Origin of the sequence: Streptomyces venezuelae, assembly GCF_008642275.1 — a bacterium.
GTDB classification, from domain to species: Bacteria; Actinomycetota; Actinomycetes; order Streptomycetales; family Streptomycetaceae; genus Streptomyces; species Streptomyces venezuelae_E.
Window position 1 is genome coordinate 2,307,513 of sequence record NZ_CP029189.1, and the last position, 24,465, is coordinate 2,331,977.

Genomic DNA, 24,465 nt, shown 5'->3' on the forward strand with positions numbered 1-24,465 from the left:
TTGGCCACCGTCCACCGTTGCTCCGAAGTGACGGCGCGACAGAGGGGACATCGTGAGCGAATCGACCGAGGACCGGGCGGAGCGCGCCGGCCGGGAGCGCCGGCCGGGCGGCGGCCACGCAGATCACGGTGATGCACCGATCGGCTCTGCCGCCGAGCTGCTCGGCCGGGCCTTGCCCGACGTGTCACATCCATGGGTGCGCGAGGACCCGCCGCTCTCTCCGCTCGTCCCGCACACCCGGGCGCTGCTGCGCCGGACGACCCGACGGGCCGGGACCGGTTCGACGACCGTGGCGCGCGTACTGGACTGCGCACTGCGGCTCGTCGTGGGGCTGCACCGGGCCGGCGACCACGCGACCGCGCTGTCGCTGGCACAGGACGCGCTGGCGTGCGGGACGCGGCTGCCGGACCCCGGCCATCCCGCTTTGATCGCGATCCGCCAACGGGCCGGACGGGCCCTCTACCGCCTCGGAAGGTACGAGGAAGCGGAGGCGGCACACCGCCGAGCCCTCGCGGACGCCACCGCCGCGTTCGGCGCGGACGCCGTCGAAACACTCGAAAGCTGCGTGGGGCTGGCCCCCGTACTCTTCTGGGCCGTTGACCAGAAGGCGGAGGCGGTGGCGCTGTCACGCCGGGCCGTCGACGGCCGGACCGCCGCGCTGGGCCCCGTCCATCCGTCCACGCTCATCGCACGGGCCTACCTGCTGGAGTTCACGATCGGCCCCGAGCCGGACCCGGTCACCGGACCTGAGCTGCTGAAGGACTGCCGCGAGACGCTCGGGCCCGCGCACCAGATCACCCTGATCGCCGAGCTCACCCACGGCTTCGCCCTGGTCGCCGGCCATGATCAGCGCCGAGCCCTGCCCCTCGTCCAAGGCGTGGTCGCGGCCTTCGAGCACGTCCTCGGACCCGACCACCCCAGGACACTCGCCGCCCGCGCGTTGCTGAGCCGAACCCTCGGCGAACTGGGGCTGCACGAGGAGGCAGTGGCGCAGGCGGAGCTGGTGTCCGCTTCGCGGGCGCGGGTGCTCGGCCCCGGACACCCGTGGACGACATGGTCGCTGGAGCGGCTCGCGGAGCGGCGGCGGGCGGGTCGGACGGGTCCGTGACGACGCCCCGGGGCGGGGAACCGGTGCCGGAAGGGGCGGCGTCCACCCAGTGAACAAGATCGCTCACCGGTTCGAAGGGGTCCCGAAATGACCGGCACGGCCACCCGATACCTCTATCTCGCACGGCACGGCGAGGCGTCGCCGGATGAGAGCGGGCTCACCGAGACCGGCCGCCGACAGGCCGTACTGCTCGGCCGCCGTCTGCGGGACGTCCCCCTCACGGCCGTCCACCACGGCCCGCTGCCCCGGGCACAGCAGACGGCACGCCTGATCGGCGACCAGCTGACCGGCATCCCCCTACACCTCTCGGAAGCCGCCGGAGACTACGTCCCCCACCTGCCGGACAGAGAGGAACTCCCGGCGGAGTCGGCCGACTACTACCTCGACTTCCTTGCCGGCGCGAGCGCCGAGGAACGGGAGAACGGCCCCGGGCTGGCCCGCCGGGCGATGGACCTGTTCACCGGGCCGGTGGACGGCCCGGACGACCGCCACGAACTGGTCGTCACCCACAACTTCCTGATCGCCTGGCTCGTACGGGAGGCCATGCACGCGCCGAAGTGGCGCTGGCTCGGCCTCAACCATGCCAACGCCGCCCTGACGGTCATCCGGTACGCGCCCGGTCGGCCCGCCTGCGTCCTCTTCTCCAACGACATGCGGCATCTGCCGGACGAACTGCGCTGGACGGGCTTCCCGCCCGAGTTGCACATCTGAGTGCAAACGCAGTTGGCGGGTCCGCCGAACGCATCTCCCCACAACTCGGTTGCAATTAGGGGCTGTTGAGTACCGATGGAGCGTTCACTATAGTCGGCGTGGACACGGGCCGGCCCGGGTCCGAGCGTGCCGCTTTCGGGAAGCAACTCCCTTTCGTGGTGCCCGATTTGGCGTCGGCCGAACACCACTACGTAGGGGGATGAATCATGCGCATGAAGCGGACCCTGGCACTCCTGGTCGCCTCAGCCGCCGTGACGCTCGGAATGGCCACTCCGGCCAGTGCATACGCATGCAACACCGGCTTCTTCTGCCTCTACTACAACTCCAACCAGGGCGGCGCCCGCTGGTTCACGGACGGCGACGTACCCAACCTCGCCGGGGAGATATTCACCACCTGGGCCAATGGTGAGGGCGAGCCGGTGAAGAACAACGCCGCTTCGACGCAGAACGCCTCGAATTACTGCTACCGGGTCTACTACAACTCGTACTACGCCGGCCCGTACGACACCGTCCAGGCTCACACGTCCCGGAACCTCGTGAACACGTACAACAACAACGCTTCCGTCCGGGACCTGATCTGCTGAGCATCGCCACCTGGACCGGGAAGGGTGTTCCGCAACCGCCCGTCGCGGCTGCGGAACACCCTTCCTTGCACCTGTAGAGGAATTCCGTGAACCTGACCACCCCTTCCTCCAGAGCCTGCGCCGGCATGGCGGTGCTCCTGCTCCCGCTCCTGTCCGCCTGCTCGGCCGGCCCCGCCGCCCCCGCCGAAACCCCAGGTCCGACGGCAGCGCACCGGCTCGCCGACAGCAAGACCCTCAAGCTGCCACTGGACGACTACCTGCTGACGACCGCCGACGCGGGCACGCTCGCCCGCGGGCGCGATTCCCTCATGCAGCGGTGCCTTACCGCCTTGGGCGCCCCATACACACCCAAAGCACAGGGAAGCGCCGATATCGAAACGAACGAGCGGCGCTACGGCCTGGCCGACGCGGAGCTCGCGAAGGAACACGGATATCACGTGCCCGACACGGACAAACGGGCGGAAGACTATCCAACGGCGGTCATGCCGCTCGTCACGGGTGACGTGACGACACACAATGGCGTCCCCGTCCCGCAAGGCGGATGCGCGGGAGAGGCGCAGCGGGAACTTCACGAGGCCGAACTGCAGGACGCCCTGAACTTTCCCCAGAAGCTGAACATGGAAAGCTACGTGAAGTCGCAGAAGGCACCCATGGTGGTGAAAGCCACCGCGGAGTGGTCGTCGTGCATGAAGGAATCCGGGCACTCCTACGCCGACCCCCTCGCCGCGATCAACGACAAGGAATTCAGCGCCGCGACTCCCGGAAGCCACGAGAAGGAAGTGGCGCTCGCCGACGTGCTGTGCAAGCAGAAGGTGAACCTGATCGGCGTGTGGTCCGACGCCGAAAGCGAATACCAGCGTTTTCTGATCGAATCGAATGCGAACGCCCTGACGGGTCCGCTGGCCGCCAAACAGAAAACCATGTCGGCGGCGAAGGCGGCAACGGGACCGTGAAGGCCCTCACGTATCCGCCCGGACGCAGCCGTATCCCCGCCGGCCATAAACTGGCCGGAACTCATCCATGACGGGCAGGAGGCCGAGATGGCCGGGACGACCGGGACCGAGGGGGCAGCCGGGACGACCGCGGCGGCCGTGGAGGAGGTCATGGCCGAGCTGGCCGCGCTGGAGGACCCGCGGATGCGCGAGGTCAACGAGCGGCACGGTGACGACCACGGCGTGAACCTCACCAAGCTGCGCGCGGTCGCCAAGCGGCTCAAGACGCAGCAGGACCTCGCACGCGGACTCTGGCGGACCGGTGACACCGCGGCCAGGCTCCTGGCGCTGCTGATCTGCCGCCCGAAGGCCTTCGAGCGCGCCGAGCTGGACACCATGCTGCGCGAGGCCCGCACCCCCAAGGTGCACGACTGGCTCGTGAACTACGTGGTGAAGAAGAGCCCGCACTGCGAGGAGCTGCGCCTCGCCTGGTTCGCGGATTCCGATCCGGTGGTCGCGAGCGCCGGCTGGGCGCTGACCACCGAACGGGTCGCGAAGAAGCCCGACGGCCTCGACCTCCCGGGACTGCTCGATGCCATCGAGGCGGAGATGAAGGACGCCCCTGAGCGCCTGCAGTGGGCCATGAACCACTGCCTCGCCCAGATCGGCATCGAGCACCCCGAGCACCGGGCCCGCGCGATCGGCATCGGCGAACGCCTGGAGGTCCTCAAGGACTACCCGACCCCTGCGAACTGCACCTCGCCGTTCGCCCCCGCCTGGATCGGCGAGATGGTCCGGCGACAGCAGGAGAAGTAGCGGGAGAGGTAGCGGGAGAGGTAGCGGGAGCCGTTCAGCCGGATTTGGCGGGCACGGCCGCCAGCGCCGCCTTGGCGACCTCCTTGGCCTTCTGCTCGCAGGCTCCCGGATGGTAGACGTCGACCGAGACGACCAGATTGCCGCTCCTGACGAAGAGGACGCAGGCCTGGTCGGTGTCGGCCGTCTTCCAGAACGCCCCGTCGCCGAATCCCAGGTTGCTCACCCGCCTCCCCGTGGCTGCGTCCGCGGCGAAACCGGTCTGCTGGAGCTTCGCGTTGGCCACGTCGTCACGGCCCCGCTTCACGTCCCACCGGACCAGCGCGGTCCGCCGGGCGGCCACGTCGTACCAGGAGCACATCGTGTGCGCCTGGTTGTCGCTCGCGCTGTGGTAATCCTCCCTGGACTCCCGCCCGGCCAGCGGGATCTTCCGGGTGGCCTCCGGACAGGCCGGTACATCGGCGTACGCGGCGGGGTCGGAGCCCTCCGCCACCCTGTCCAGGGCGTACGCGCCCACGCCGGCGCCCGTCGCCACCAGCACTCCGGCGGCCACCAGGGCCACGGTCCGCGACCGCTTCCGGGGCGGGGTGGGCGAGGCCTCGGTGGGCGGGCCGCTCGGCCGGGGAGGGATGACGGGCGGTGCGGGCCTCGTGGCCTCGGCCGCCCGCTCCACCGCCGACACCGCCGACACCGCCGCACCAGCCTCGGGCACCTGCTCGCGCTCAGGAGCGGGCTCCGGCACTGGCGCCCGACCGGGCTCCGGCACGGGCTCCGGCACGGGCACCGGCACCGGCAGCGCGTCCGACGGCACCGCCACCGTCGCCGTCCCACCGGACAACAGCCGGTCGATGTCCACCCGTTGCGCCGCCAGCATCCGGTACACGGCGTCCGGCCACTGCCGGCCGGCCGGTGCGACCGGTCCGAGGAGTCCGAGGAGCTGCGCCGGGGTCGGCCGGGCGGCCGGGTCCTTGGCCAGGCAGCGCTCCACGATCCCGCGCAGCCCGTCGGGTACCGCACTAAGGTCCGGGGTGGAGTGCACCACGTCGTAGAGCGTCTGGAGGGTCGAGGTCCCGGCGAAGGGGCTGCTGCCGGTGAACGCCATGACCAGCATCGATCCGAGCGAGAACACGTCGCTGGCCGGCGTCAGCGGCTTGCTCTCGGCCTGCTCGGGCGACATGAACGAGGGCGACCCGATCACCCAGCCGGTGCGCGTCAGCCCGGTGTCCCCCTCGACCCCGGCGTCGGTGGCCCGCGCGATGCCCAGGTCGATGACGCGCACACCGTCGTCGGTGAGGAGCACGTTGTCGGGCTTGAGGTCCCGGTGGATCAGCCCCGCCCGGTGGATCTCCGCCAGTGCCGACGCCAGCCCGGCCGCGAGCCGGTGGACGACGGGCTCGTCCAGCACCCCGTCCGTCTTGACCACGGCCCCCAGGGAGGGCCCGGCCACGAACACCGAGGCCAGCCACGGTGTGGGCGCGTCCGGGTCGGCGTCCATGACGGCCGCCGTGTAGGCACCGGAGACCTTGCGCGAGGCCGCGACCTCGCGCCGGAAGCGGGCCCGGAAGCCCTCGTCGTCGGCGAAGTGCGCCAGCACCTGCTTGACGGCCACGAGCCGCCCGTCGGGCCCCGCGCACAGCAGCACCCGCCCCATACCGCCCTGCCCCAGCACACCGGCCACCTTGAACGGCCCCACGTGCGTCGGACCGGACGGCCCCATGTGCTCCATGTCCCCCCGACTCCCTCCCCCTCGTCAGGGGCGGATCATACAGAGAGGCACCTCACGACGGCCTCGAACGCCACGCCGTGGACGGCGAGTCGGGCCCGGTGAGCGTCCTCGTCCGGCGTTCGTGACGCCGCATCCGAGCGTCATCACGCCGCCTCCGCCAGGGGCGCGGTCGTGCAACTGGTCACCGTCCGGTCGGAATCGGTGCCCCTCCGGCACGGTCGGCCATAATGCGAACGTGCGGGAAGAGATCGAAGCGCGGTACGCGCTGGAGGAGTTGCTGGGCCAGGGCGGTTTCGGCGAGGTGTGGCGGGCCGAGGACAGCCGGGTGGGGCGGCAGGTCGCCGTCAAGATCGGCTATCCGCAGACCCCGGAGGACACCCGGCGCTTCGAGCGCGAGGCGAGCCTCGCCGGGAACCTCGTGCACCCCAACATCGCCACCATCCACGACTTCGGCCGTACCGAACGGGACGGACGCGATGCCGTCTACCTCGTCATGGAGCTGCTCCGGGGCCGCAGCCTGGCCGACGTGCTGGAAGCCGGGGTGCCGCCGCTCGTGGACGCCCTGGAGTGGGCCGGGCGCATCGCGGACGCGCTGGGGGCCGCCCACGCCGCCGGGATCGTCCACCGGGACGTCAAGCCGGCCAACGTGATGGTCACCGACGGCGGGGTGACCAAGGTGCTCGACTTCGGCATCGCCAAGGCCCGTGGCGGCGCCGGAGCCGCCACCACCACGACGGGGCTGACGGCCACCGGCATGGTGATCGGCTCGTTCCCGTACATGGCGCCCGAGCGGTGGACCGGCGGGGCGAACGGCGTACCCGTCGACGGGCGGGCCGACCTGTACGCGCTGGGCTGCGTACTCATGGAGCTGGTGACCGGAACCCGCCCCTTCGCCGGTGCGCGCGAGATGCACGAGATGCTCGCCCAGCACCTCACGACCGCGCCGCCCGCGCCGAGTTCGCTGCGGGCGGGGCTGCCGGCCGCGCTGGACTCCCTCGTACTGGACCTGCTCGCCAAGGACCCGGCGGACCGTCCCGCCGACGCGGCCGAGGTGTCCCGGCGCCTGGCGGAGATCGCCCGCGGCGCAGCCCCCACAGCCGCACCCGCCGCACCCGCCGCGCCCGCACCCGCGCCCGCACCCGCGCCCGTCGCGGCCTTCCCGCCCCCGCCGCCCTACGCCCCCACCGTGCACACCTCGGCCGGCGATCCGGTCCGCGCGATGCTGGAGCGCAGGCTGACGCAGCTGCTGGAGGACGAGCCGGCCGACGTCGTGGAACGGCTGGGCACGCTGACGGCCGACCTGGCCGAGGAGCTCGGCGCGCAGGACCCCTTGACGGTACGGGCCGCCTACCACCGCGTGATGCGCCTCCAGGGCCGGTCCAGGACGACCGATCTGGAGCGCCTCCTGCCGCGGATGGTCCGGGTCCTGGGCCTGGACCACCCGGACACGATCACCGGGCGGGCGGCCTGGGTGGGCGAGGCGGCGGCCTTCGGGGCCGGGGACGGCCGCCGTCACGAGCAGGAGCTCCGCGAGATCGTCGAGCAGGCGACGCGGGTGCTCGGCCGGCACGACCTCGTGACGCTGACCGCCCGCTACCACCTGGCCTCGGCCATGCACCGGGGTACGCACGCCCGGGACGCCCAGTGGGCCGCCCGCAGCCGCGAGCGCGCGCTGAGCGAGCGCGCCTGGCTGGGGCCGCTGCTGCCCGACCTGGAATGGGCCCTGACCGCTGACAGTCCGGTCCTGCTGGACGTGCGGCGCAGGCTGGCCCACGACGCCTGGCTGGTCGGTGACGTGGCCGGCGCCGCGGAGCTGTACCGGCGGCTGTTCCCGAACCTCGCCGAACTCGCCGAGCACGGCGATCCGGAAGCGGCCCACCGCGTGCTCCGCGCCATCGGTGAGGCCGGGGATCCGGCGGGCGCGCTGGCGCACATGGACTTGCTGCTGCACCGGCTCCCCTTCCTCTCCGGGACGCAGGCGCTGGCCCAGGAGGTCTCCGACACGCGGTGGGACTTCCGGCGGGCCGTGCGGGAGCAGCGGCGGGCCGAGGGCACCGGTGGGGTGGGCGGCGGGCTGTCCCGGCTGTTCGGCCGCTGACCGGGCGGCGTACGGGCACACCCCGGCCGTGGCGTCCTACCAGCGGGTAGGGCACCATGGGCCGCCACACACGATCACCGCCGGAGGAACCATGGCCACCCCCAAGCCGGAGACACTCGCCGCCTTCGAGGCCGCCAAGGGGTTCATGCCCGTGGGCGAGGGGCTCGCCCTGTACGAGGCGGCTGCCGCGGCCGGGGCGCTCGGGCTGCCGCTGCTGGAGGTCGGCACGTACTGCGGCCGTTCCACCATCCTGCTGGCCGACGCCGCCCGCGAGGCCGGCGTGGCGGCGATCACCGTCGACCACCACCGGGGCAGCGAGGAGCAGCAGCCGGGCTGGGAGTACCACGACCCGACGGTCGTGGACCCGGAGGTCGGGCTGATGGACACCCTGCCGACCTTCCGCCGGACCCTCCACAAGGCCGGGCTGGAGGACCACGTGATCGCGATCGTCGGCCGGTCCCCGCAGGTCGCGGCCGCCTGGGGCGGCAAGCTCGGCTTCGTCTTCATCGACGGCGGCCACACGGACGAGCACGCGAGCGGCGACTACGAGGGCTGGGCCCCGCACGTCGCGGAGGGCGGCACGCTCGTCATCCACGACGTCTTCCCGGATCCGGCCGACGGCGGCCAGGCCCCGTACCGGATCTATCTGCGGGCGCTCGCCTCCGGCGCCTTCGAGGAGATCTCCGTCACCGACTCGCTGCGCGTGCTGCGCCGCACGGGCGCCGGCATCTAGGTGTATTGCCCAGTGAGGTTGGGGACGCGGCTGGCGGGTGGTTTGCCTGCGAGCGCGGTGTGTCCGCGGTGGTGATTGTAGGTGTGTAGCCATTGGGGGAAGGCGTCGCGTCGTTCCTGCTCGGAGCGGTAGGGGCGGGCGTAGGCCCACTCGTCCAGCAGGGTCCGGTTCAGTCGTTCGACCTTGCCGTTGGTCTGGGGCCGGTAGGGCCGGGTTCGCTTGTGGGCGATCCCGGCCGCTGCCAGCAGGTCACGCCAGGCGTGGGACTTGTAGCAGGAGCCGTTGTCGGTCAGGACCCGTTCGACGGTGATTCCGGCACTGGCGTAGTAGGCCTGGGCCCTGCTCCAGAAGGCCGTGGCGGTTTCCTTCTTCTCGTCGGCGTGGATCTCGCTGTAGGCGAGGCGGGAGTGGTCGTCGACGGCGGTGTGGATGTACTGGTAGCCGACGCCGGTCTTGGTTTTGCGGCCGGCCTGCCGGCCGAGGGTCTTGTGGCCGCCGCCGTCGGGGATGTTGCCGAGCTTTTTGATGTCGACGTGGACGAGTTCGCCCGGACGCTCACGTTCGTAGCGGCGTATGACACAGCCGGTGGCCCGGTCCAGATGCGTCAGGCGGGCCAGGCCGAACCGGGCCAGCACACGGTGCACGGTCGAGGGCGCCAGGCCCAGCAGGTGGGCGATGCGGGCCGGACCCCACCGCCGCTGGATGCGGACCTTGATGATCCGGCGTTCGGTGCGGGTCGCGGTCCGGCGAGGGCTGTGGTGCGGTCGGGAGGAATGGTCGGCCATACCGGCCTCGCCCAGGGCCCGGTAGCGGATAGCCCACCGCTGGGCGGTGGTCGGCGAGACCTGGAAACGCTCGGCAGCCCGCCGAAGGGGCCAGCCGTCCACGACCACACAACGGGCCAGGCGTAGTCGTCCGGTCTCGGTCAGGGGTGCATTACGGTGGGGCACGAGGGCCTTTCTGGTCGCCGGTGCAGATGTCGCAATCCACACCAGGCCAGAAGGCCCTCACCCATTTCAAGATCCCTCAACCGAGACCTGCATCACCCGCCCACAACCTCCCCGGACAGAACATCTAGGCCTCGCCTTCCGGGTCTTGCCCGACCCGCGCCTGCCGGCACCGCACGCAACGACAGATGCGTGCGGCTGCCGACGGTCGGGCACAATGCGGTGTGATCTGTGACGTCTGCGGCCATGAGATGCGCCGGATACCAGTGGCCGAACCGCCGACGCGGTGGGGGCCGGCGGTGAAGGAGCGCTGGTTCTGCCCCTGGTGCTACGCCTGGACCGAATTCGGATACGACCCGCGCGAAGTCTCGCGACCGCAGTACGGCTACATACCGTGGGAGCGGGCGGAATCCCCGCAGCTCCCGGAGGACGTCGCCCACGCGTACGACGTGGCGTACGCGTACTCCGCCGACGGCATCGGTGCGACGCTGTGCGGCATTGCCCACGAGGGCCTCGACGCCTCGCCGTACCTGTTCGTGGCCAAGTGGCCGAATGCCTGTGAGGCGTGCAAGGAGGCCGTTGCGGTCATCGACGAGCGCTGGCCCCTCGAAATGCGCAACGACAACAGGGTCTCTCCCGCTCCGCCTCCGGGTTCCGACTGGCCGCCCTTCTAGGCCGCTCCCTTCAGACCCCTTCAGACCGCTCTACCGGTGACCCGCATGACAGGGAAGCATGACGTGAATCCGCTGCGCACTCGCACCATGAATTGACCTGGAGCACAATTCGCGTGGCCGCCGTCCTCGCCGCCCTGGCTCTCGTGGGGCACAGGGCGTGGGACTGGGTGCGCTCGGCGCGCAGGCGCGCGAGCGTGCAGGCCGGGCCTGATCCATCCCGATGAACGCCAGGCATACCATCGCACCACGCCTTCGGATGGCCTACGGTCCGGACGGGCGCCGGAAGCCGGGTCTAGCATCGCGGCGTGCGCAACGACAACAGTCCCCCGCCCCCCGAGTCCGGCTCCGCCATCCCCGCGGACCGGCACTGGTTCACCCGGCGCTCCACGCTCGTCGTCGGGGTTGCCGCGCTCGCCCCGGCCGCTCTGGCGGGCTGGGTCCTGACCCAGGCGTTCGCCGGGCCGGGGTCCGACGGCCCGTCCCGCTCGGCGCCCCTGGCCTCCTCGCACTCGGCCCTCGCGCCGGGCCAGCGGGACGCGAAGCCGGGCTCCACGCCCGGCGAAGACGCGAGTACGAGTCCCAGCGCCGGCGCCAGCACCCCCGCGGCCGCACCCGCGCCCGCCAAGGGCCCGCTCACCGGGAAGACGGTCGTCGTCGACCCCGGCCACAACGCCGGGAACTTCGAGCACACCGACGAGATCGACCAGCAGGTCGACATCGGCACGGGCCACAAGGAGTGCGACACCACCGGCACCACCACCAACGCCGGTTACAAGGAGGCGGACTTCACCCTCGACGTCTCCCTGCGCCTGCGGACGGCCCTGGAAGCCCAGGGGGCCAAGGTGGTCCTCACCCACCAGGCCGACCGCCCCTGGGGGCCCTGCATCACCGAGCGTGCCCGCATCGGCAACGAGGCGAACGCCGACGCCGTCGTGTCCGTCCACGCCGACGGGGTCTCTTCGGGCAACCGCGGCTTCCACATCATCCTCCCGGCCAAGGTCAAGGGCGGCGCCGCGGACACCGCGAAGATCGTCGAACCGTCCCGCCGGCTCGGCGAGCGGATCGCCGGGAACTTCGCCCGCACCACCGGCTCCGACCCCGCCAACTACCTCGGCAGCGGTACCGGATTGGTCGTCCGAGACGATCTCGGCGGACTGAACCTGTCAACTCGGCCCAAGGTGTTCATCGAATGCGGCAACATGCGTGACGCCAAGGACGCGGCGCAGCTGACGAGTCCGGAATGGCGGCAGAAGGCGGCCCAGGGCATCTCGGACGGCATCGTCGGCTTCCTCGGCGGGTAGTCCCCCTCGGGAGTCCGGCGGGACCGCCCGCCGACCCGATCATCTCGGCCGCCGGAAACCTCCGTACCATGGTGCCGCCCGCCCTGCTGCAGACACGTTCTGCGACCGTGGCACCACGAGACGACGACCGAGACCGAGAAGGACACCTGAGACGTGAACATCCGCTCCCTCACTCGAGGCGACGGCGTGGTGATCGGAGCAGCGGCGCTGCTGTTCATCGCCTCGTTCCTCGACTTCTACTCCGCCACCGGCATCGACCGGCCGAGCCCGTGGGACCTCGGCGCCAACCATCTGACGCTCCCCAGCATCTTCCTGCTCGGCTTCATCGCCGCAGGTCTGCTGATCGCCTCCCGGTTCCAGCCGGAGCGCAAGTTGGCCGGCCTGCCGCTGACGGCGTGGGGCACCGTGCTCGCAGTCTCCGCCGCCTGGTCGTCGGTGTGGGCGCTCATCGCGTGCCCGGAGCTGCTCGACCTGGGCGCCGGCTCCATCCTCGCCCTCATCGCCACGCTGGCCCTGGCCGGTGTGGCCGTGGCCGGCGCGAAGGTCCCGGCGCTGGCCGGGCAGCTCGTCCCGGAACCGCGGCCCGCCGCGGTCCCGCCGTACGGTGGCCAGCCGGGCCAGCCCCAGCCGGGTGCCGGATACGGCTACCCGGGCGCGCAGCAGACCCCGTACGGTTCCACGCCGCAGCCGGTCCCGCCGTACGGCGGGACGCCGAACCCGGCGCCGGGCCCCGGCCCGCAGGACGCCCCGCACACCCCGGACCCGGCTCCGGCTCCGGCCGCGGACTTCACGCCGTTCTGGTTCGCGGTGCCGGTGGCCCGTCCCCTCTACGCGGAGGACGGCTCGCCGACCCCGATCGCCGAGCTCGCCCCCGGCACCTGGTACCTGGCCGTCGAGCAGCGCGGCGCTGCCACCCTGATCGCCCAGACCCAGGACGGCCGCCGCGGCGTGCTGAACGACACCTCGGGCATCCAGCGCGGCTGACCGCCACCCGGATCCCGGCCGACGGCCCCCCGCCCTTCCGGGCGGGGGGCCGTTGCCCTACAGTCACCTGACGCCTCGTCAGATTCTGGAGGGAACGTACATGCGCCTCGGACTCGCACTCGGCTACTGGGGCCGCGGCCCCGCCCCCGCCCACCTCGACCTCGCCGCCGAAGCAGAGAACCTCGGCTACCACTCGGTGTGGACCGCCGAGGCCTGGGGCTCGGACGCCTTCACCCCGCTGACCTGGATCGCCGCGCACACCTCGCGGATCCGCCTCGGCACGGCCATCGCACAGATGGCCGCCCGCACCCCGACCGCCACGGCCATGCACGCCCTGACCCTGGACCACCTCTCCGGCGGCCGGATGATGCTCGGCCTCGGCCTGTCCGGGCCACAGGTCGTCGAAGGCTGGTACGGGCGCCCCTTCCCCTCCTCGCCGCTCACCGCCACCCGCGAGTACGTCGACGTCATCCGCCAGGTGCTGCGCCGCGAGGCCCCGGTCGCCCTGGACGGCCGCTTCCACAGCCACCCGTACCGCGGCGGGGACGGCACCGGCATCGGCAAACCGCTCAGGCCCATCACCCACCCGCTGCGGGCCGACCTGCCGGTCCTCCTCGGCGCGGAGGGCCCGAAGAACATCACCCAGACCACCCGGATCGCCGACGGCTGGCTCCCCCTGTACTGGTCCCCGACCCGCACCGACGTCTACCAGGCCTCCCTCACCGACCTCCCCGAAGGCTTCATGATCGCGCCGATGGCCCGCGCCAAGGTCTGCGACGACGTCGCGGAGGGGCTGCTCCCGGTCAAGGCGATGCTCGGCTTCTACATCGGCGGCATGGGCCACGCGGCGCGCAACTTCCACGCCGACCTGATGGCCCGCATGGGCTACGAGGAGGAGGCCCGCCGCATCCAGGAGCTGTTCCTCGCGGGCCGCAAGGAGGAAGCGGTCCTGGCCGTACCGGACGAGTTCGCCGACGAGATCTCGCTCGTCGGCCCCCGGGAACGGATCGCCGAACGCCTGGACCTGTGGCGCAAGGGCCCGGTGACCGACCTCCTCCTGACCGCCCCCGACCCCCACACCCTGCGCGTCCTGGCGGAACTCAACAGCTGAGGGAATCAGGATCCGGCCTGCGGAACGGCCTCCAGCAGCTCCCGCACATCCAGCGGCATCACGGCGATCTCGATGCTCCCGCCGCCGTCGTAGGCACACGTGACGATCCGTGAACCGGGGTTGATGGAGATCCCCTCCTTCACGGAAGGCACCCGGATCCCGGTGGCCCGCCCGCCGGGCAACACCACCGGCTCCCCCCGCTGCGGAACCCACCGGGCCACGCCCCGCTCCCCGTACACCCGGCCCACCCGCCAGCGGCCTTCACCCGCCGGGATCCGGACCATGCAGGGAATCCCGGGCACGGGCCCGGCGGCCGTCCGCGCGAGATGCCTGCGCCGCAACAGCCACCCGGCCACCGCGCAGCCGGCGACAACCCCCACGATCTCGATCACCGACCCATTGAACCAGTCCCGGTGCGGGCCCTTGTTCTCCGGCTGCGGGCCGGTGGCCGCACCCGGGACGGGACCCGCACCCGGAGACGGACTAGCCGCCCAGCTGGGACGCGCTCGGGACCTTGTTCGTCACCGTCGCACCCGCACTCTGGCCCGCTTCCTTCACGCTGTTGATGACACTGTCGAAGGCATCGATGTCACCGTCGCCCGCCTGCCCCTTGCGCAGCTTGCTCCCGAGGCCCTTGAGGGACTCGATGCCCGCCGCGAGCGGGGCCACCGCCTTCGCCAGCAGCGGGTCGCCCTTGGCGTTCTCGGTCGCCGCCTTGAGCCGGTTGTACGCGAACGCCCCCGCGAGGCCCGCCTTGATCAGCGCGAACGTGCGGCCCTTGGCGCCCTTCTTGAACTTGCCCGCGCGGTACGGCTTGACGATCCACTGGTACGTCGCACCGGCGGCCAGGCTCGCGTTGGCGACGAAGCGCGTCTTGGCGAACTTCTGCTTCTCCGCGGACGTGCTGGGCGACGGCGTCGCGGCGGCCAGTTCGTCGGCCTCGGCGGCAACGGGCTCCGCCGCCGCGAGGGCCGCCAGCTCGCCCATCGACGCGGCGGAAAGCTCCTCGCGCGGGCCGTTGCCGCCACTGCCGCATGCGGTGGCGCCGACCATCAGCGAGGTGGACAGGACCACCGCCGCGACGGCGCGGCGGAATCGGACGGTCGTGGGTACGGACACGGTTTCCTCCGGGGACTGAGGCGTCCTCCACAACCTCGCCCCGGTTCCCCCGCCCCGCCACCGGGGGAACCCGTTCGGGTACCCCCGGGCGTGGTTCGTCACGTGACCACCGCCGGCACGGGTTTACGACACACCGGGGCGGCAACACGCGCCGTATGAGCACTCACACACGAGTACGCACCCGGGGAAGCAGTCAGGCAGGCCGCGCCGTCGCACTGGTGGCGGACGTGCTCGCCTTCGTCATCGGCCTCTGGATCCTGCTGTACCTGCTGGAGGCCAACCAGGGCAACGCCCTGGTCGACCTCGTCCACGACGTCGCCTCCTGGCTCGCGGCCTGGTCCTACGACCTGTTCACCTTCAGCCGCGAATGGGTCCAGGTCGTCATCGGCTACGGCATCGCCGCCGTCGCCTACCTCCTCATCGGCCACGCCGTCGCCGGCTGGCTCTACCGCCGCTGACCGGTCAGCCGCAGCAGTCCGGTTCCAGCCCGGCCGGGAGCGTGGTCCCGCCGAACACCTCGGTCGTGGCCTCGTCCCCGCCGAGCGCGGCGACGGCCAGCAGCAGGGACCCGGCCGTCCAGGTGGTCTGCTCCACCGGCCAGACGGCCTCGTCCTGGAACACGTACCCCGTCCAGTACATGCCGTTGTCCGCGCGCAGATGGGTGATCGACCGCAGGATCTCCAGCGCCCGGTCCGACTCCCCCGTCGCCCACAGCGCGAGCGCCAGCTCGCAGGACTCGCCGCCCGTCACCCACGGGTTGGGCAGCACGCAGCGCACGCCCAGGTCCGGGACCACGAACTCGTCCCAGCGCTCCTCGATGCGCGCCCGGGCCTCCGAACCGGTCAGGGCCCCGCCGAGGACCGGGTAGTACCAGTCCATCGAGTAGTGGTTCTTGTCGAGGAACCGCTCCGGGTGACGCCGGATGGCGTGCCGCAGCGCGCCCGCCGCCAGCTCCCAGTCGGGCTGCGGCTCCTCGCGGTGCTCGGCGATGGCCAGCGCGCAGCGCAGCGCCTGGTGGATGGAGGAGGAGCCGGTGAGGAGGGCGTCGGTGACGGCCGTGCCGTCCGCCTCCCGCTTCCAGCCGATCTCGCCGCCCGGCTGCTGGAGCGTCAGGACGCACTCCACGGCCGCGTAGACGGCCGGCCACATCCGGTCGAGGAAGGTGTCGTCGCCGGTGGAGAGGTAGTGGTGCCACACGCCGACGGCTATGTACGCGGTGAAGTTGCTCTCGCGGCTCGCGTCCTGCGGCTGCGCGGTGTCCACACCGTCGGGCCGGTCGGCGTAGGCCGCGTACCAGGAACCGTCCTGGTTCTGGTGCCGTGCCAGCCACGCGTACGCCCGCTCCGCCGCCTCGTGCTCACCGGCCGCGTCGAGTGCCATCGCGGCCTCGGTGTGGTCCCACGGGTCCAGGTGATGCCCGCGGAACCACGGTATGGCACCGTCGGCGCGCTGCGCGGCGAGGATCCCCGCCACCGTCTGCGCGGCCTCCTCGGCCGTCAGTACGCCGTCCAGGACCAGGTGTTCGGTACGTCCCGGGGAGCTCACTGGGTCGCCGCGCTGACGGGGAGGTGCGGCTTGGTCGCGTACGCCACGAAGCTCTTGCCGATGAGCGGGTTCAGGGCCTGCTCCGCCAGCCGCGTGGCCAGCGGCTTCTTCATGATGTCCCAGACCAGGAGCTTGTGGTACGCCTTGACGGGCAGCGCCTTGTCGTTGTCGACACCGAAGGCGCACTTGAGCCACCAGTACGGGGAGTGCAGCCCGTGCGCGTGGTGCGTGCCGTACGGCTTGAGGCCCGCGGCCTTCATCTTGCCGAGCAGCTCGTCCGCCTTGTAGATGCGGATGTGGCCGCCCTCGACCTCGTGGTACGCGTCGGAGAGCGCCCAGCAGATCTTCTCGGGGCCGTAGCGCGGCACGGTGATGGCGATGCGCCCGCCGGGCTTGAGCACGCGGACCATCTCGGCGAGCACGCCCTTGTCGTCGTGGATGTGCTCCATCACCTCGGAGATGATGACGACGTCGAAGGAGTCGTCGGGGAAGGGCAGCGCCAGCGCGTCGCCCTCCATGGCGGTGGCGGTGGCCCCGGCCGGAGCCTCACCGGCCTCCTTCATCGCCGCGAACCACTTCGCGACCTCGCGGATCTCCTCGCCGTTGCGGTCGACGGCGACCACCTGGGCGCCTCTCCGGTAGCACTCGAAGGCGTGCCGGCCTGCGCCGCAGCCCAGGTCGAGTACGCGGTCGCCTGCGGCGAGCGGGAACCGGGAGAAATCGACGGTCAGCACGGGGTCCTGCCTTCGCGGTCGCGGGGGTGTTGGGGGATGGGGAAGGAGCGGGGGAAGCGGAAGGTCACCGCGCCGAGCGGCGGGTACGGGCCGAGGCGGCCTGCTCGATGGCGGCGCGGTAGTGCGCGGCGGTGCCCTTGGCGGCCGCGGCCCAGGTGAACCGGGTCAGGACCCGTTCGCGCCCGGCGGCGCCGAGGCGGGCCCGCAGCTCCGGATCACCCAGCATCCGGCCCAGCGCGACGGCGAGCGCACCCGCGTCGCCCGGGGGCACCGCGAGGCAGGTCTCGCCGTCGGGTCCGGACACCTCGGGGATCGCGCCGCCGGTGGTGGCGACGAGCGGCGTACCGGTGGCCATGGCTTCGGCCGCCGGGAGCGAGAAGCCTTCGTACAGGGAGGGCACGCAGGCGATCTGGGCGCTGCGGACGAGGTCGACCAGCTCGGCGTCGGTGATGCCCTTGACGAAGCGGACCGCGTCCTGGAGGCCGTACGTCTCGATGGCGCGGGCGACGGGACCCTGCTCGGCGCGCTTGCCGACGACGACGAGGTGCGCCTCGGGCTGCTCGGTACGCAGCTTCGCGAGCGCCTCGACGAGGTACACGAGCCCCTTGAGCGGTACGTCGGCGCTGGAGGTGGTGACGATGCGGCCCGGTACCTCGGCCACGGACGGGTCCGGCGACCACAGGTCGGTGTCGGCGCCGATGTGCACCACGTGGATGCGCTCGTCCCGGACGCCCAGGTGCTGGGCGATCTCCTGCTTGGACGACCCGGAGACGGTGAGCACGGACGGCAGCCGGCGGGCCACGCGGCCCTGCATGCGGGTGAAGGCGTACCAGCGGCGCACGGAGGCCCGCTTCAGCCGGCCCTGCGCGGCGTCGAGGTCGAGCCGCCGGTCGACGGTGATGGGGTGGTGGATCGTCGTGACCAGCGGGGCGCCGAGGTCGGCGAGGAGGCCGTAACCGAGCGTCTGGTTGTCGTGGATGACGTCGAAGTCACCGGCGCGCGCGGCCAGATGGCGGCGGGCACGCAGCGAGAAGGTCAGCGGCTCCGGGAATCCGCCGGTCCACATGGTCGCGACCTCGACGGCGTCGATCCAGTCCCGGTACTCGTCGCGCTTCGGCGTCCGGAAGGGGTCCGGGCTGCGGTACAGGTCCAGGCTCGGGAGCTCGGTGAGCGAGGCGCCCGTGTCGAGCACGGGGTAGGGCTGCGCGCCGACGACTTCGACGGAGTGCCCCAGTTGTACGAGTTCGCGCGAGAGGTGGCGGACGTAGACGCCCTGGCCGCCGCAGAACGGGTTCCCCTTATAGGTGAGGAGTGCGATACGCAGCGGGCGGTCGCCGTCGGCGGCCGAGCCCGCGAAAGGGCTCGTCACCATGGCCTCAGCGGTCACTCTCGGCCCCCTTCTCACTGCAACTTTCGCCGGAGCGTAACCGCTCGGATAATGTAGAACAAGTTTCAGACTTGATCCGTCGAAGACCATTGAATCTACCGGCCGGAAACCACACCGTAAGAGGCGGAGCAGGTGATTCGCGCCACGGCTCCGGCGCCTGCGATGCTGGCCGCGGACCAGCCCGGATTCAGCCCGCGCAACGACACGGAACGGGACACATGACAGCGGAAGTGAAGGCCGTCACCACACCGGCGTCGCCTCCCCTGACGGAGCGCCAGGAGGCACGCCGCCGCCGGATCCTGCACGCCAGCGCCCAGCTGGCCAGCCGGGGCGGATTCGACGCCGTGCAGATGCGGGAGGTCGCGGAGGCGGCGGGCGTGGCACTGGGCACGCTCTACCGCTACTTCCCGTCCAAGGTGCACCTGCTGGTCGCCACCATGCAGGACCAGCTCCAGCACATGCACACCACGCTGCGCAAACGCCCGCCGGCCGGGGACGACCCCGCGGCCCGGGTCGCGGAGACCCTGATGCGCGCCTTCCGCGCCCTCCAGCGGGAGCCGCAGCTGGCCGACGCGATGGTACGGGCACTGACGTTCGCAGACCGGAGCGTGAGCCCCGAGGTGGACACGGTGTCCCGGCTGACCACGGCGATCATCCTGGACGCGATGGGCCTGGAACGGCAGCCGACGGCGGAGCAGCTCTCGGCGGTCCGGGTCATCGAGCACACCTGGCACTCGGCACTGATCACGTGGCTTTCCGGCCGCGCCTCGATCGCCCAGGTCAAGATCGACATCGAAACGGTGTGCCGCCTGATCGACCTGACGTCCCCGGAAAAGGCCTGAAGCCGCCGGTGGGGCGGCGCGGCGTCGGGCCGGCCGGCCGGGGGCGTGCGGGGTGGCCGGGCGGGGGCGTGATGCCGGGCGGGGGCGGCGCGGACGGGCCAGCGGTGGCGCCGTAGGCCGGACGGGGCTTCGGTGGCGGGAGCCGCTGGGGCGGGATCGGGATGGCGGGTGGGGTTTCCCGTCAGTCTCATCGTCTCTCCGGGCCGGGCCGGTCCCTCAAGGGCGCTCCTACGTCGCGTCGCTACGCGATGTCGCTGCGCTCCACCCTTGACCGACCGGCCCGCCCCGGAAATCCGAAGACTGGCGGGAAACCCCCAAAAGAACGAGCCGGACCATCAAGACAGGGACGGGCTGATCACAGAGCCCAGGCCGGGTCGGGCGTCGGGACGGCCGAGAGACGAGCCCATCCAGACCCGGGCCCGGGGCGGGGGAAGCGCACCACATCGCTACGCGCTCCGCACGTCTCAGCGTCCGACGACCGTCCTGGGCTGGACACAGGCCGCCCACAGACCTCAAACGCTTTCCACCAATGGCGTCCGGCGACCGCCTGGAGCCGGGCACAAGCCGCCCACGAGTCCGGTGCGACGCTCGACCTGCGTCCGACGACCGTCCGGGGCCGGGCACAGACCGCCTCGGATCGCTACGCGCTTCCCCATGACTGCGACCGGCGGCCGTTGTTGGCTGGCGGGCGCATCTGAGAGGTGCCGACAGCTGGCAGTTCGCCTATTCCGTCATGGATGGGGTTCAGCGCGAACACGACACCACAAACCCGTTGCCAGTCAAGGACAATTGGGGCAAGTTGCCGGACTTTTGGGCTGTCCACATGCGCTGACCCGCATCCATGACGGAATAGCCGCTGTTTGACGCTTCTCCGCCCCTGGCACCCGTCAGGCGCCTCCCGGGAGGGGCATCTGCCGGTCGTGGGCGGTCTGTGACCGGTCCAGGGGCGTGTATCGAGCGTCGCGCTGGGCTCGTTGACGGGCTGCGCCCGTCATCGGACGGCCGTCGGACGCATGTCGAGCATCGCACCCAGGGACCCTAGGCGGCCTATGCCCAGCTCCAGACGATCGCCGGACGCCGTCGACGCGAAGCATCTGAGGTCTGTGGGCGGCCTGTGCCCAGCTGCAGACGGTCGTCGGACGCCGTCGACGCGAAGCCCTTTTCGCCGTGGGCGGCCTATGTCCAGCCCAGGACGGTCGTCGGACGCTGAGACGTGCGGAGCGCGTAGCGATGTGGTGCGCTTCCCCCGACCCAGTCAGGGGCTCGATGGGCTCGCCTCTCGGTCGTGCCCGCCCCGACCCGGTCGGGCGTCTTCGACCGGCCCGTTCTCATCCTTGATCGCCCGGCCCGTTCTTTTGGGGGTTTCCCGGCAGTCTTTCGTGTCTCCGGGGCGGGCCGGTCGGTCAAGGGTGGAGCGCAGCGACATCGCGTAGCGACGCGACGCAGGAGCGCCCTTGAGGGACCGGCCCGCCCCGGAGGGACGATGGGACTGACGGGAAACCCCACCCGCATCCCTGACGCCGATCACGTGGCTCCCACCCACCCGCAGCCCCCGCGCAGCGTCCCGACCCGGGCCAATCGGCTCCCGCCCACCCGGAGCCCCCGCCTGCCTCACGGACCCCGGTCATCCGGCTCCCGCCACCCGGAGCCCCCGCCGCGCCCGACCCCGACCCGCCCCCGCCCCTACTCCTCCGGTGGGAAGACCGGTTCGCCCGTCGTCGCGAGGGTGATGAGGATGGCTTCCACCGGGCAGCCTTCCGCCGCCGTGAGGGTCGGCTCGTTCGCGTCCGACTGGGGTGTGCGCGGGTGGGACTGGCGTGCCGAGTCCAGGACGAAGCCGTCCGGGGCGTGGTTCACGCACATGCCCGAGCCGATGCAGACCCCCCGGTCCACCTCGACCTGCCAGCGGTCACCCATCAGGCACCCGCCCCGTGGCCGGCCGGGAGGTGGATCATCTTGTGCTCCAGGTACTCGCTCAGCCCCTCCGGGCCGAACTCCCGCCCCAGGCCGCTGTTCTTGTAGCCGCCGAACGGCCCCATCATGTCCAGGCTGAAGGTGTTCACGTTGAAGGTGCCGGTGCGGATCCGGCGGGCGAAGTCGATGCCGCGCTCGGCGTCGGCGGTCCAGACGCTGCCGCTGAGGCCGAAGTCCGAGTCGTTGGCCACCCGTACCGCCTCGGCCTCGTCGCCGTAGGGGATCAGGCAGACGACCGGGCCGAAGATCTCCTCGCGCGCGATCCGCATGGAGTTGTCGACGTCGCCGAAGAGGGTGGGTTCCACGTACCAGCCCTGCTCCAGGCCCGCCGGGCGGCCGCCGCCCGCCAGGACCTTCGCGCCCTCCTCCTGCCCGATCCGGATGTAGTCCAGCGAGCGCTGCTGCTGCCGCTTGGCCACCAGCGGGCCGAGCTGGGTCGCGGGGTCGAGCGGGTCGCCGACGACCAGCGCGCCGGCCGCCGCCGCGAGGGCCTCGGCCACCTCCTCGTAGCGGCTGCGGGGAGCGAGGATGCGGGTCTGGGCCACGCACGCCTGGCCGTTGTTCATCCAGGCCGCGGGGACGATCCCGGCGACCGCGGTCGCGACGTCGGCGTCCGGGAGGACCACGGCCGCCGACTTGCCGCCGAGTTCGAGGGTGACGCGGGTGAGGTTGCGTGCGGCGACCTCCATCACCCGCTTGCCGGCCGCCACCGAGCCGGTGAAGGAGACCTTGTCGATGCCGGGGTGCCCGACCAGGTACTCGCTGACCTCGCGGTCGGCGGGCAGGATCGACAGCACGCCCTCGGGGAGTCCGGCCTCGCGCGCGATGTCGGCGAGGATGTAGGAGTCGAGGGGTGCTTCGGGCGACGGCTTGAGGATCACCGTCGAGCCGGTCAGGAGAGCGGGCGCCAGTTTGGCCGCCGCCACGAACTGCGGGACGTTCCACGGGATGACGGCGGCGACCACGCCCACCGGCTCCCGGCGCACCAGGATGGGCCCGAGCGCGCCCTGCCGGTGTTCCTCGTACGGGTAGGCGCGGGCGACCGTGATCGCGGCGTCGTAGACCATCATCGGGCCGAGCGCCTGGGCGAGGACGCTCCAGGAGTACGGGGACCCGTTCTGGGAGCTGATGGAGCGGGCGATCTCCTCGTGGCGGACGGCTATGGCGTCCTTGATCCGGGTGACGACGGCGATCCGCTCGTCCAGGGTCATCCGCGGCCAGGGCCCCTCGTCGAACGCCTTGCGCGCGACGGCGACGGCGCGGTCGACGTCCGCTGTGGAGGCGTGCGGGACGGAGCCGATGACCTGCTCGGTGTGGGGGGAGACGATCCGGATCGTGTCGGTGCCCAGCGGATCCGTCCACTCCCCGCCGATGAACAGTTTTCCGTGTTCCACGAGCTCGGTCATGGCTGAGGCCTCCTGCGGCTTGCCCTGCGGCTTGGCGTTGCAGAACTGATACCAGTTCTAGTTAGAGGAGTCCACGGCCAGGACGGAACCTCCGCCGCAGCGGCGGAGAAGATCGAACGACTAGTCAGAGAGCCCGGAAAGTGGTCGACTTGGGCTACTACTGGAACACGTTCTCGTCCGAGGGCGGCTACAGGGGAGGGCGGGCGCATGACGGAGGACACGCCACACGGCACGGGGGGCACCCCGCAGGGCACGGAGGGTGCGGGAGGCACCCCGCACCGCACGCAGGGCACCCCGCCCCTCACGGCGGACGCACCCCCGACCGCGGCGCACACCTCGCCGGGCGCAGCGGACACCTCGCCGACCGCGGCGCACACCTTGCCGGGCGCGGACGACGCACCCCACGTCACCGATCACGGCGGCGGCGTGTGGGCGATCAAGGTCCCGATCCCCGACAACCCCCTCGGGCACACTCTCGTCCACCTCCTCGACACCGACCGCGGCCCGGTCCTCGTCGACACCGGCTGGGACGACCCCGCCTCCTGGGACGTCCTCGTCGCCGGCCTCGCCGCACTCGGCACCGCCGTCACCGACATCCACGGCGTCGTCATCACCCACCACCACCCCGACCACCACGGCCTTTCCGGCCAGGTCCGTGAGGCCTCCGGCGCCTGGATCGCCATGCACGCCGCCGACACCGAGGTCGTCGTGCGCACCCGCGCCTCCGAACCCGGAGTCTGGTTCGACTACATGAGCGCCAAACTCGCCGCCGCCGGAGCCCCCGAGGAGCACGTCGCCCCGCTGCGTGCCGCCCGCGCGAGCGGCCGCATGCGGACCCTGCCCGGCCTGCGCGCCGCCGTTCCCGACCGGGAGATCGTCCCCGCCGAGCTGCTCCCGCTCGCCGGACGCCGACTGCGCGCGATCTGGACCCCCGGCCACACCCCCGGCCACGTCTGCCTCCACCTGGAGGAGGCGCACCCGGCGAACCTCCCCGGCAACGGCCGCCTCTTCTCCGGCGACCACCTGCTGCCCGGGATCTCCCCCCACATCGGCCTGTACGAGGCCCCCGAGGACACCCGCGTCACGGACCCCCTCGGCGACTACCTCGACTCCCTCGAACGCATCGGCCGCCTCGAACCCGCCGAGGTGCTCCCGGCCCACCAGCACGCCTTCACCGACGCACCCGCCCGCGTACGGGAGCTCCTCGACCACCACGAGGAGCGGCTCAGCGGCCTGTGGACGCTGCTGGCCGAGCCGCTGACCCCGTGGGGGCTGGCCGAGCGGATGGAGTGGAACCGGCCCTGGGAGCAGATCCCGTACGGCTCCCGCAACATCGCCGTTTCCGAGGCGGAGGCCCATGTGCGGCGCCTGGTGAAGCAGGGCCGGGCCGAGGCGGTGCCGGGCACGGACCCGGTCGCCTACCGAGCCCTGTGACCTGGTCCTGTGACCGGGCCCTGTGACCTGGTCCTGTGACCGGGCCCGGCGGACCGGCCCTGAGACCGGAACCCGCACCCCGGTCCTGCGACCCGGTCCGGTACGGGGCGCCTGGTAAGGGACGCCCGGTAAGGGGCGCCCGGCCCCCGCGCCCCGGGGCCCGCCGGTTACGGGCCGGTAGAGTGAACCTGTCGTCCACACCTCTGTACGGGGGGAAGCCGGTGCAATTCCGGCGCTGACCCGCAACCGTGACCCAGCCCCGGCACCGCCGGGCGGGAAGCCGGAATGCCCCGTGCCGGAGT

23 protein-coding genes and 1 riboswitch are annotated in these 24,465 nt (G+C 71.9%); of the genes, 14 read left to right on the forward strand and 9 right to left on the reverse strand.

Going from position 1 to position 24,465, the window contains the following annotated elements; all coding sequences use genetic code 11:
• The first annotated feature begins 52 nt into the window (after nucleotides 1–52).
• From DEJ51_RS09780 to DEJ51_RS09800, 5 genes are all read left to right on the forward strand, one after another.
• Nucleotides 53–1,108, forward strand: a complete 1,056-nt coding sequence (locus tag DEJ51_RS09780) for a tetratricopeptide repeat protein (RefSeq protein WP_223835739.1) — start codon at nucleotides 53–55, stop codon at nucleotides 1,106–1,108.
• 87 nt (nucleotides 1,109–1,195) lie between these two features.
• Entirely contained in the window at nucleotides 1,196–1,819 is a 624-nt protein-coding gene (locus DEJ51_RS09785; protein ID WP_150257251.1) for a histidine phosphatase family protein, read from the forward strand.
• Between the two features lie 206 nt (nucleotides 1,820–2,025).
• Nucleotides 2,026–2,403: a peptidase inhibitor family I36 protein gene (locus tag DEJ51_RS09790; RefSeq protein WP_150257252.1), complete on the forward strand. Its 378-nt coding sequence runs from the start codon at nucleotides 2,026–2,028 to the stop codon at nucleotides 2,401–2,403.
• Nucleotides 2,404–2,489: 86 nt separating this feature from the next.
• The gene (locus DEJ51_RS09795) at nucleotides 2,490–3,356 is read left to right on the forward strand and encodes a hypothetical protein (protein ID WP_150257253.1); all 867 of its coding nucleotides are present in this window, start codon (nucleotides 2,490–2,492) and stop codon (nucleotides 3,354–3,356) included.
• 87 nt (nucleotides 3,357–3,443) lie between these two features.
• Nucleotides 3,444–4,151 carry a DNA alkylation repair protein gene (locus tag DEJ51_RS09800; protein WP_150257254.1) on the forward strand — a complete coding sequence of 236 codons (708 nt, stop codon included), beginning with the start codon at nucleotides 3,444–3,446 and terminating at the stop codon, nucleotides 4,149–4,151.
• 34 nt (nucleotides 4,152–4,185) lie between these two features.
• Here the strand turns inward: DEJ51_RS09800 and DEJ51_RS09805 are convergent, their stop codons facing one another.
• Entirely contained in the window at nucleotides 4,186–5,874 is a 1,689-nt protein-coding gene (locus DEJ51_RS09805) for a serine/threonine-protein kinase (protein ID WP_150257255.1), read from the reverse strand.
• A gap of 235 nt (nucleotides 5,875–6,109) precedes the next feature.
• On the opposite strand from DEJ51_RS09805, the gene DEJ51_RS09810 reads away from it, so the two are divergent.
• Together DEJ51_RS09810 and DEJ51_RS09815 are read left to right on the forward strand one after the other, a co-directional pair.
• The gene (locus DEJ51_RS09810; RefSeq protein WP_190620284.1) at nucleotides 6,110–7,972 is read left to right on the forward strand and encodes a serine/threonine-protein kinase; all 1,863 of its coding nucleotides are present in this window, start codon (nucleotides 6,110–6,112) and stop codon (nucleotides 7,970–7,972) included.
• Between the two features lie 91 nt (nucleotides 7,973–8,063).
• A complete protein-coding gene (locus DEJ51_RS09815; RefSeq protein WP_150257257.1) occupies nucleotides 8,064–8,705 on the forward strand; it encodes a class I SAM-dependent methyltransferase in 642 nt (213 codons plus the stop codon).
• Here DEJ51_RS09815 and DEJ51_RS09820 read toward each other — a convergent pair.
• The gene (locus DEJ51_RS09820; RefSeq protein ID WP_150257258.1) at nucleotides 8,702–9,655 is read right to left on the reverse strand and encodes an IS481 family transposase; all 954 of its coding nucleotides are present in this window, start codon (nucleotides 9,653–9,655) and stop codon (nucleotides 8,702–8,704) included. The genes DEJ51_RS09815 and DEJ51_RS09820 overlap by 4 nt on opposite strands.
• Before the next feature lie 248 nt (nucleotides 9,656–9,903).
• Between DEJ51_RS09820 and DEJ51_RS09825 the strand changes: the two genes are divergently transcribed.
• The 4 genes from DEJ51_RS09825 (at nucleotide 9,904) to DEJ51_RS09840 (ending at nucleotide 13,722) form a co-directional block, all read left to right on the forward strand.
• Complete coding sequence (locus tag DEJ51_RS09825; protein ID WP_190620286.1) at nucleotides 9,904–10,326, forward strand: hypothetical protein; 423 nt, start codon at nucleotides 9,904–9,906, stop codon at nucleotides 10,324–10,326.
• Nucleotides 10,327–10,631: 305 nt separating this feature from the next.
• Nucleotides 10,632–11,627, forward strand: a complete 996-nt coding sequence (locus DEJ51_RS09830) for an N-acetylmuramoyl-L-alanine amidase (protein ID WP_150257260.1) — start codon at nucleotides 10,632–10,634, stop codon at nucleotides 11,625–11,627.
• A 153-nt stretch (nucleotides 11,628–11,780) separates the two neighbouring features.
• Nucleotides 11,781–12,611 carry a DUF5336 domain-containing protein gene (locus DEJ51_RS09835; protein WP_150257261.1) on the forward strand — a complete coding sequence of 277 codons (831 nt, stop codon included), beginning with the start codon at nucleotides 11,781–11,783 and terminating at the stop codon, nucleotides 12,609–12,611.
• A gap of 100 nt (nucleotides 12,612–12,711) precedes the next feature.
• Complete coding sequence (locus tag DEJ51_RS09840) at nucleotides 12,712–13,722, forward strand: LLM class F420-dependent oxidoreductase (RefSeq protein WP_150257262.1); 1,011 nt, start codon at nucleotides 12,712–12,714, stop codon at nucleotides 13,720–13,722.
• A 5-nt stretch (nucleotides 13,723–13,727) separates the two neighbouring features.
• Here the strand turns inward: DEJ51_RS09840 and DEJ51_RS09845 are convergent, their stop codons facing one another.
• Both DEJ51_RS09845 and DEJ51_RS09850 read right to left on the reverse strand, forming a co-directional pair.
• Nucleotides 13,728–14,114, reverse strand: a complete 387-nt coding sequence (locus tag DEJ51_RS09845; RefSeq protein WP_150257263.1) for a hypothetical protein — start codon at nucleotides 14,112–14,114, stop codon at nucleotides 13,728–13,730.
• A gap of 91 nt (nucleotides 14,115–14,205) precedes the next feature.
• Nucleotides 14,206–14,775: a hypothetical protein gene (locus DEJ51_RS09850; protein WP_150261802.1), complete on the reverse strand. Its 570-nt coding sequence runs from the start codon at nucleotides 14,773–14,775 to the stop codon at nucleotides 14,206–14,208.
• A gap of 221 nt (nucleotides 14,776–14,996) precedes the next feature.
• Here DEJ51_RS09850 and DEJ51_RS09855 point away from each other — a divergent pair, with 221 nt between their 5' ends.
• Entirely contained in the window at nucleotides 14,997–15,299 is a 303-nt protein-coding gene (locus tag DEJ51_RS09855) for a hypothetical protein (protein ID WP_150257264.1), read from the forward strand.
• 4 nt (nucleotides 15,300–15,303) lie between these two features.
• On the opposite strand, the gene DEJ51_RS09860 is transcribed toward DEJ51_RS09855, so the two are convergent.
• The 3 genes from DEJ51_RS09860 to DEJ51_RS09870 all read right to left on the reverse strand — a co-directional run bounded on the left by DEJ51_RS09860 (nucleotide 15,304) and on the right by DEJ51_RS09870 (nucleotide 18,507).
• Nucleotides 15,304–16,386 carry a prenyltransferase gene (locus DEJ51_RS09860; protein ID WP_150257265.1) on the reverse strand — a complete coding sequence of 361 codons (1,083 nt, stop codon included), beginning with the start codon at nucleotides 16,384–16,386 and terminating at the stop codon, nucleotides 15,304–15,306.
• Nucleotides 16,383–17,120: a class I SAM-dependent methyltransferase gene (locus tag DEJ51_RS09865; RefSeq protein WP_150257266.1), complete on the reverse strand. Its 738-nt coding sequence runs from the start codon at nucleotides 17,118–17,120 to the stop codon at nucleotides 16,383–16,385. Before DEJ51_RS09865 ends, DEJ51_RS09860 begins: the two co-directional genes overlap by 4 nt.
• Before the next feature lie 64 nt (nucleotides 17,121–17,184).
• On the reverse strand, nucleotides 17,185–18,507 hold the full coding sequence (locus tag DEJ51_RS09870) for a glycosyltransferase family 4 protein (RefSeq protein ID WP_150257267.1): 1,323 nt from the start codon (nucleotides 18,505–18,507) through the stop codon (nucleotides 17,185–17,187).
• Between the two features lie 218 nt (nucleotides 18,508–18,725).
• Between DEJ51_RS09870 and DEJ51_RS09875 the strand changes: the two genes are divergently transcribed.
• Nucleotides 18,726–19,349, forward strand: a complete 624-nt coding sequence (locus DEJ51_RS09875) for a TetR family transcriptional regulator (RefSeq protein WP_150257268.1) — start codon at nucleotides 18,726–18,728, stop codon at nucleotides 19,347–19,349.
• 1,683 nt (nucleotides 19,350–21,032) lie between these two features.
• Here DEJ51_RS09875 and DEJ51_RS09885 read toward each other — a convergent pair.
• Together DEJ51_RS09885 and DEJ51_RS09890 are read right to left on the reverse strand one after the other, a co-directional pair.
• Nucleotides 21,033–21,266, reverse strand: coding sequence for a ferredoxin (locus tag DEJ51_RS09885; RefSeq protein WP_150257269.1), 234 nt, complete (start codon nucleotides 21,264–21,266; stop codon nucleotides 21,033–21,035).
• Entirely contained in the window at nucleotides 21,266–22,729 is a 1,464-nt protein-coding gene (locus tag DEJ51_RS09890; protein ID WP_150257270.1) for an aldehyde dehydrogenase, read from the reverse strand. The genes DEJ51_RS09885 and DEJ51_RS09890 overlap by 1 nt, the downstream gene beginning before the upstream one ends.
• A gap of 207 nt (nucleotides 22,730–22,936) precedes the next feature.
• Between DEJ51_RS09890 and DEJ51_RS09895 the strand changes: the two genes are divergently transcribed.
• Entirely contained in the window at nucleotides 22,937–24,163 is a 1,227-nt protein-coding gene (locus tag DEJ51_RS09895) for an MBL fold metallo-hydrolase (protein WP_223835740.1), read from the forward strand.
• 211 nt (nucleotides 24,164–24,374) lie between these two features.
• Nucleotides 24,375–24,454, forward strand: a riboswitch (cobalamin riboswitch).
• Nucleotides 24,455–24,465 lie beyond the last annotated feature (11 nt).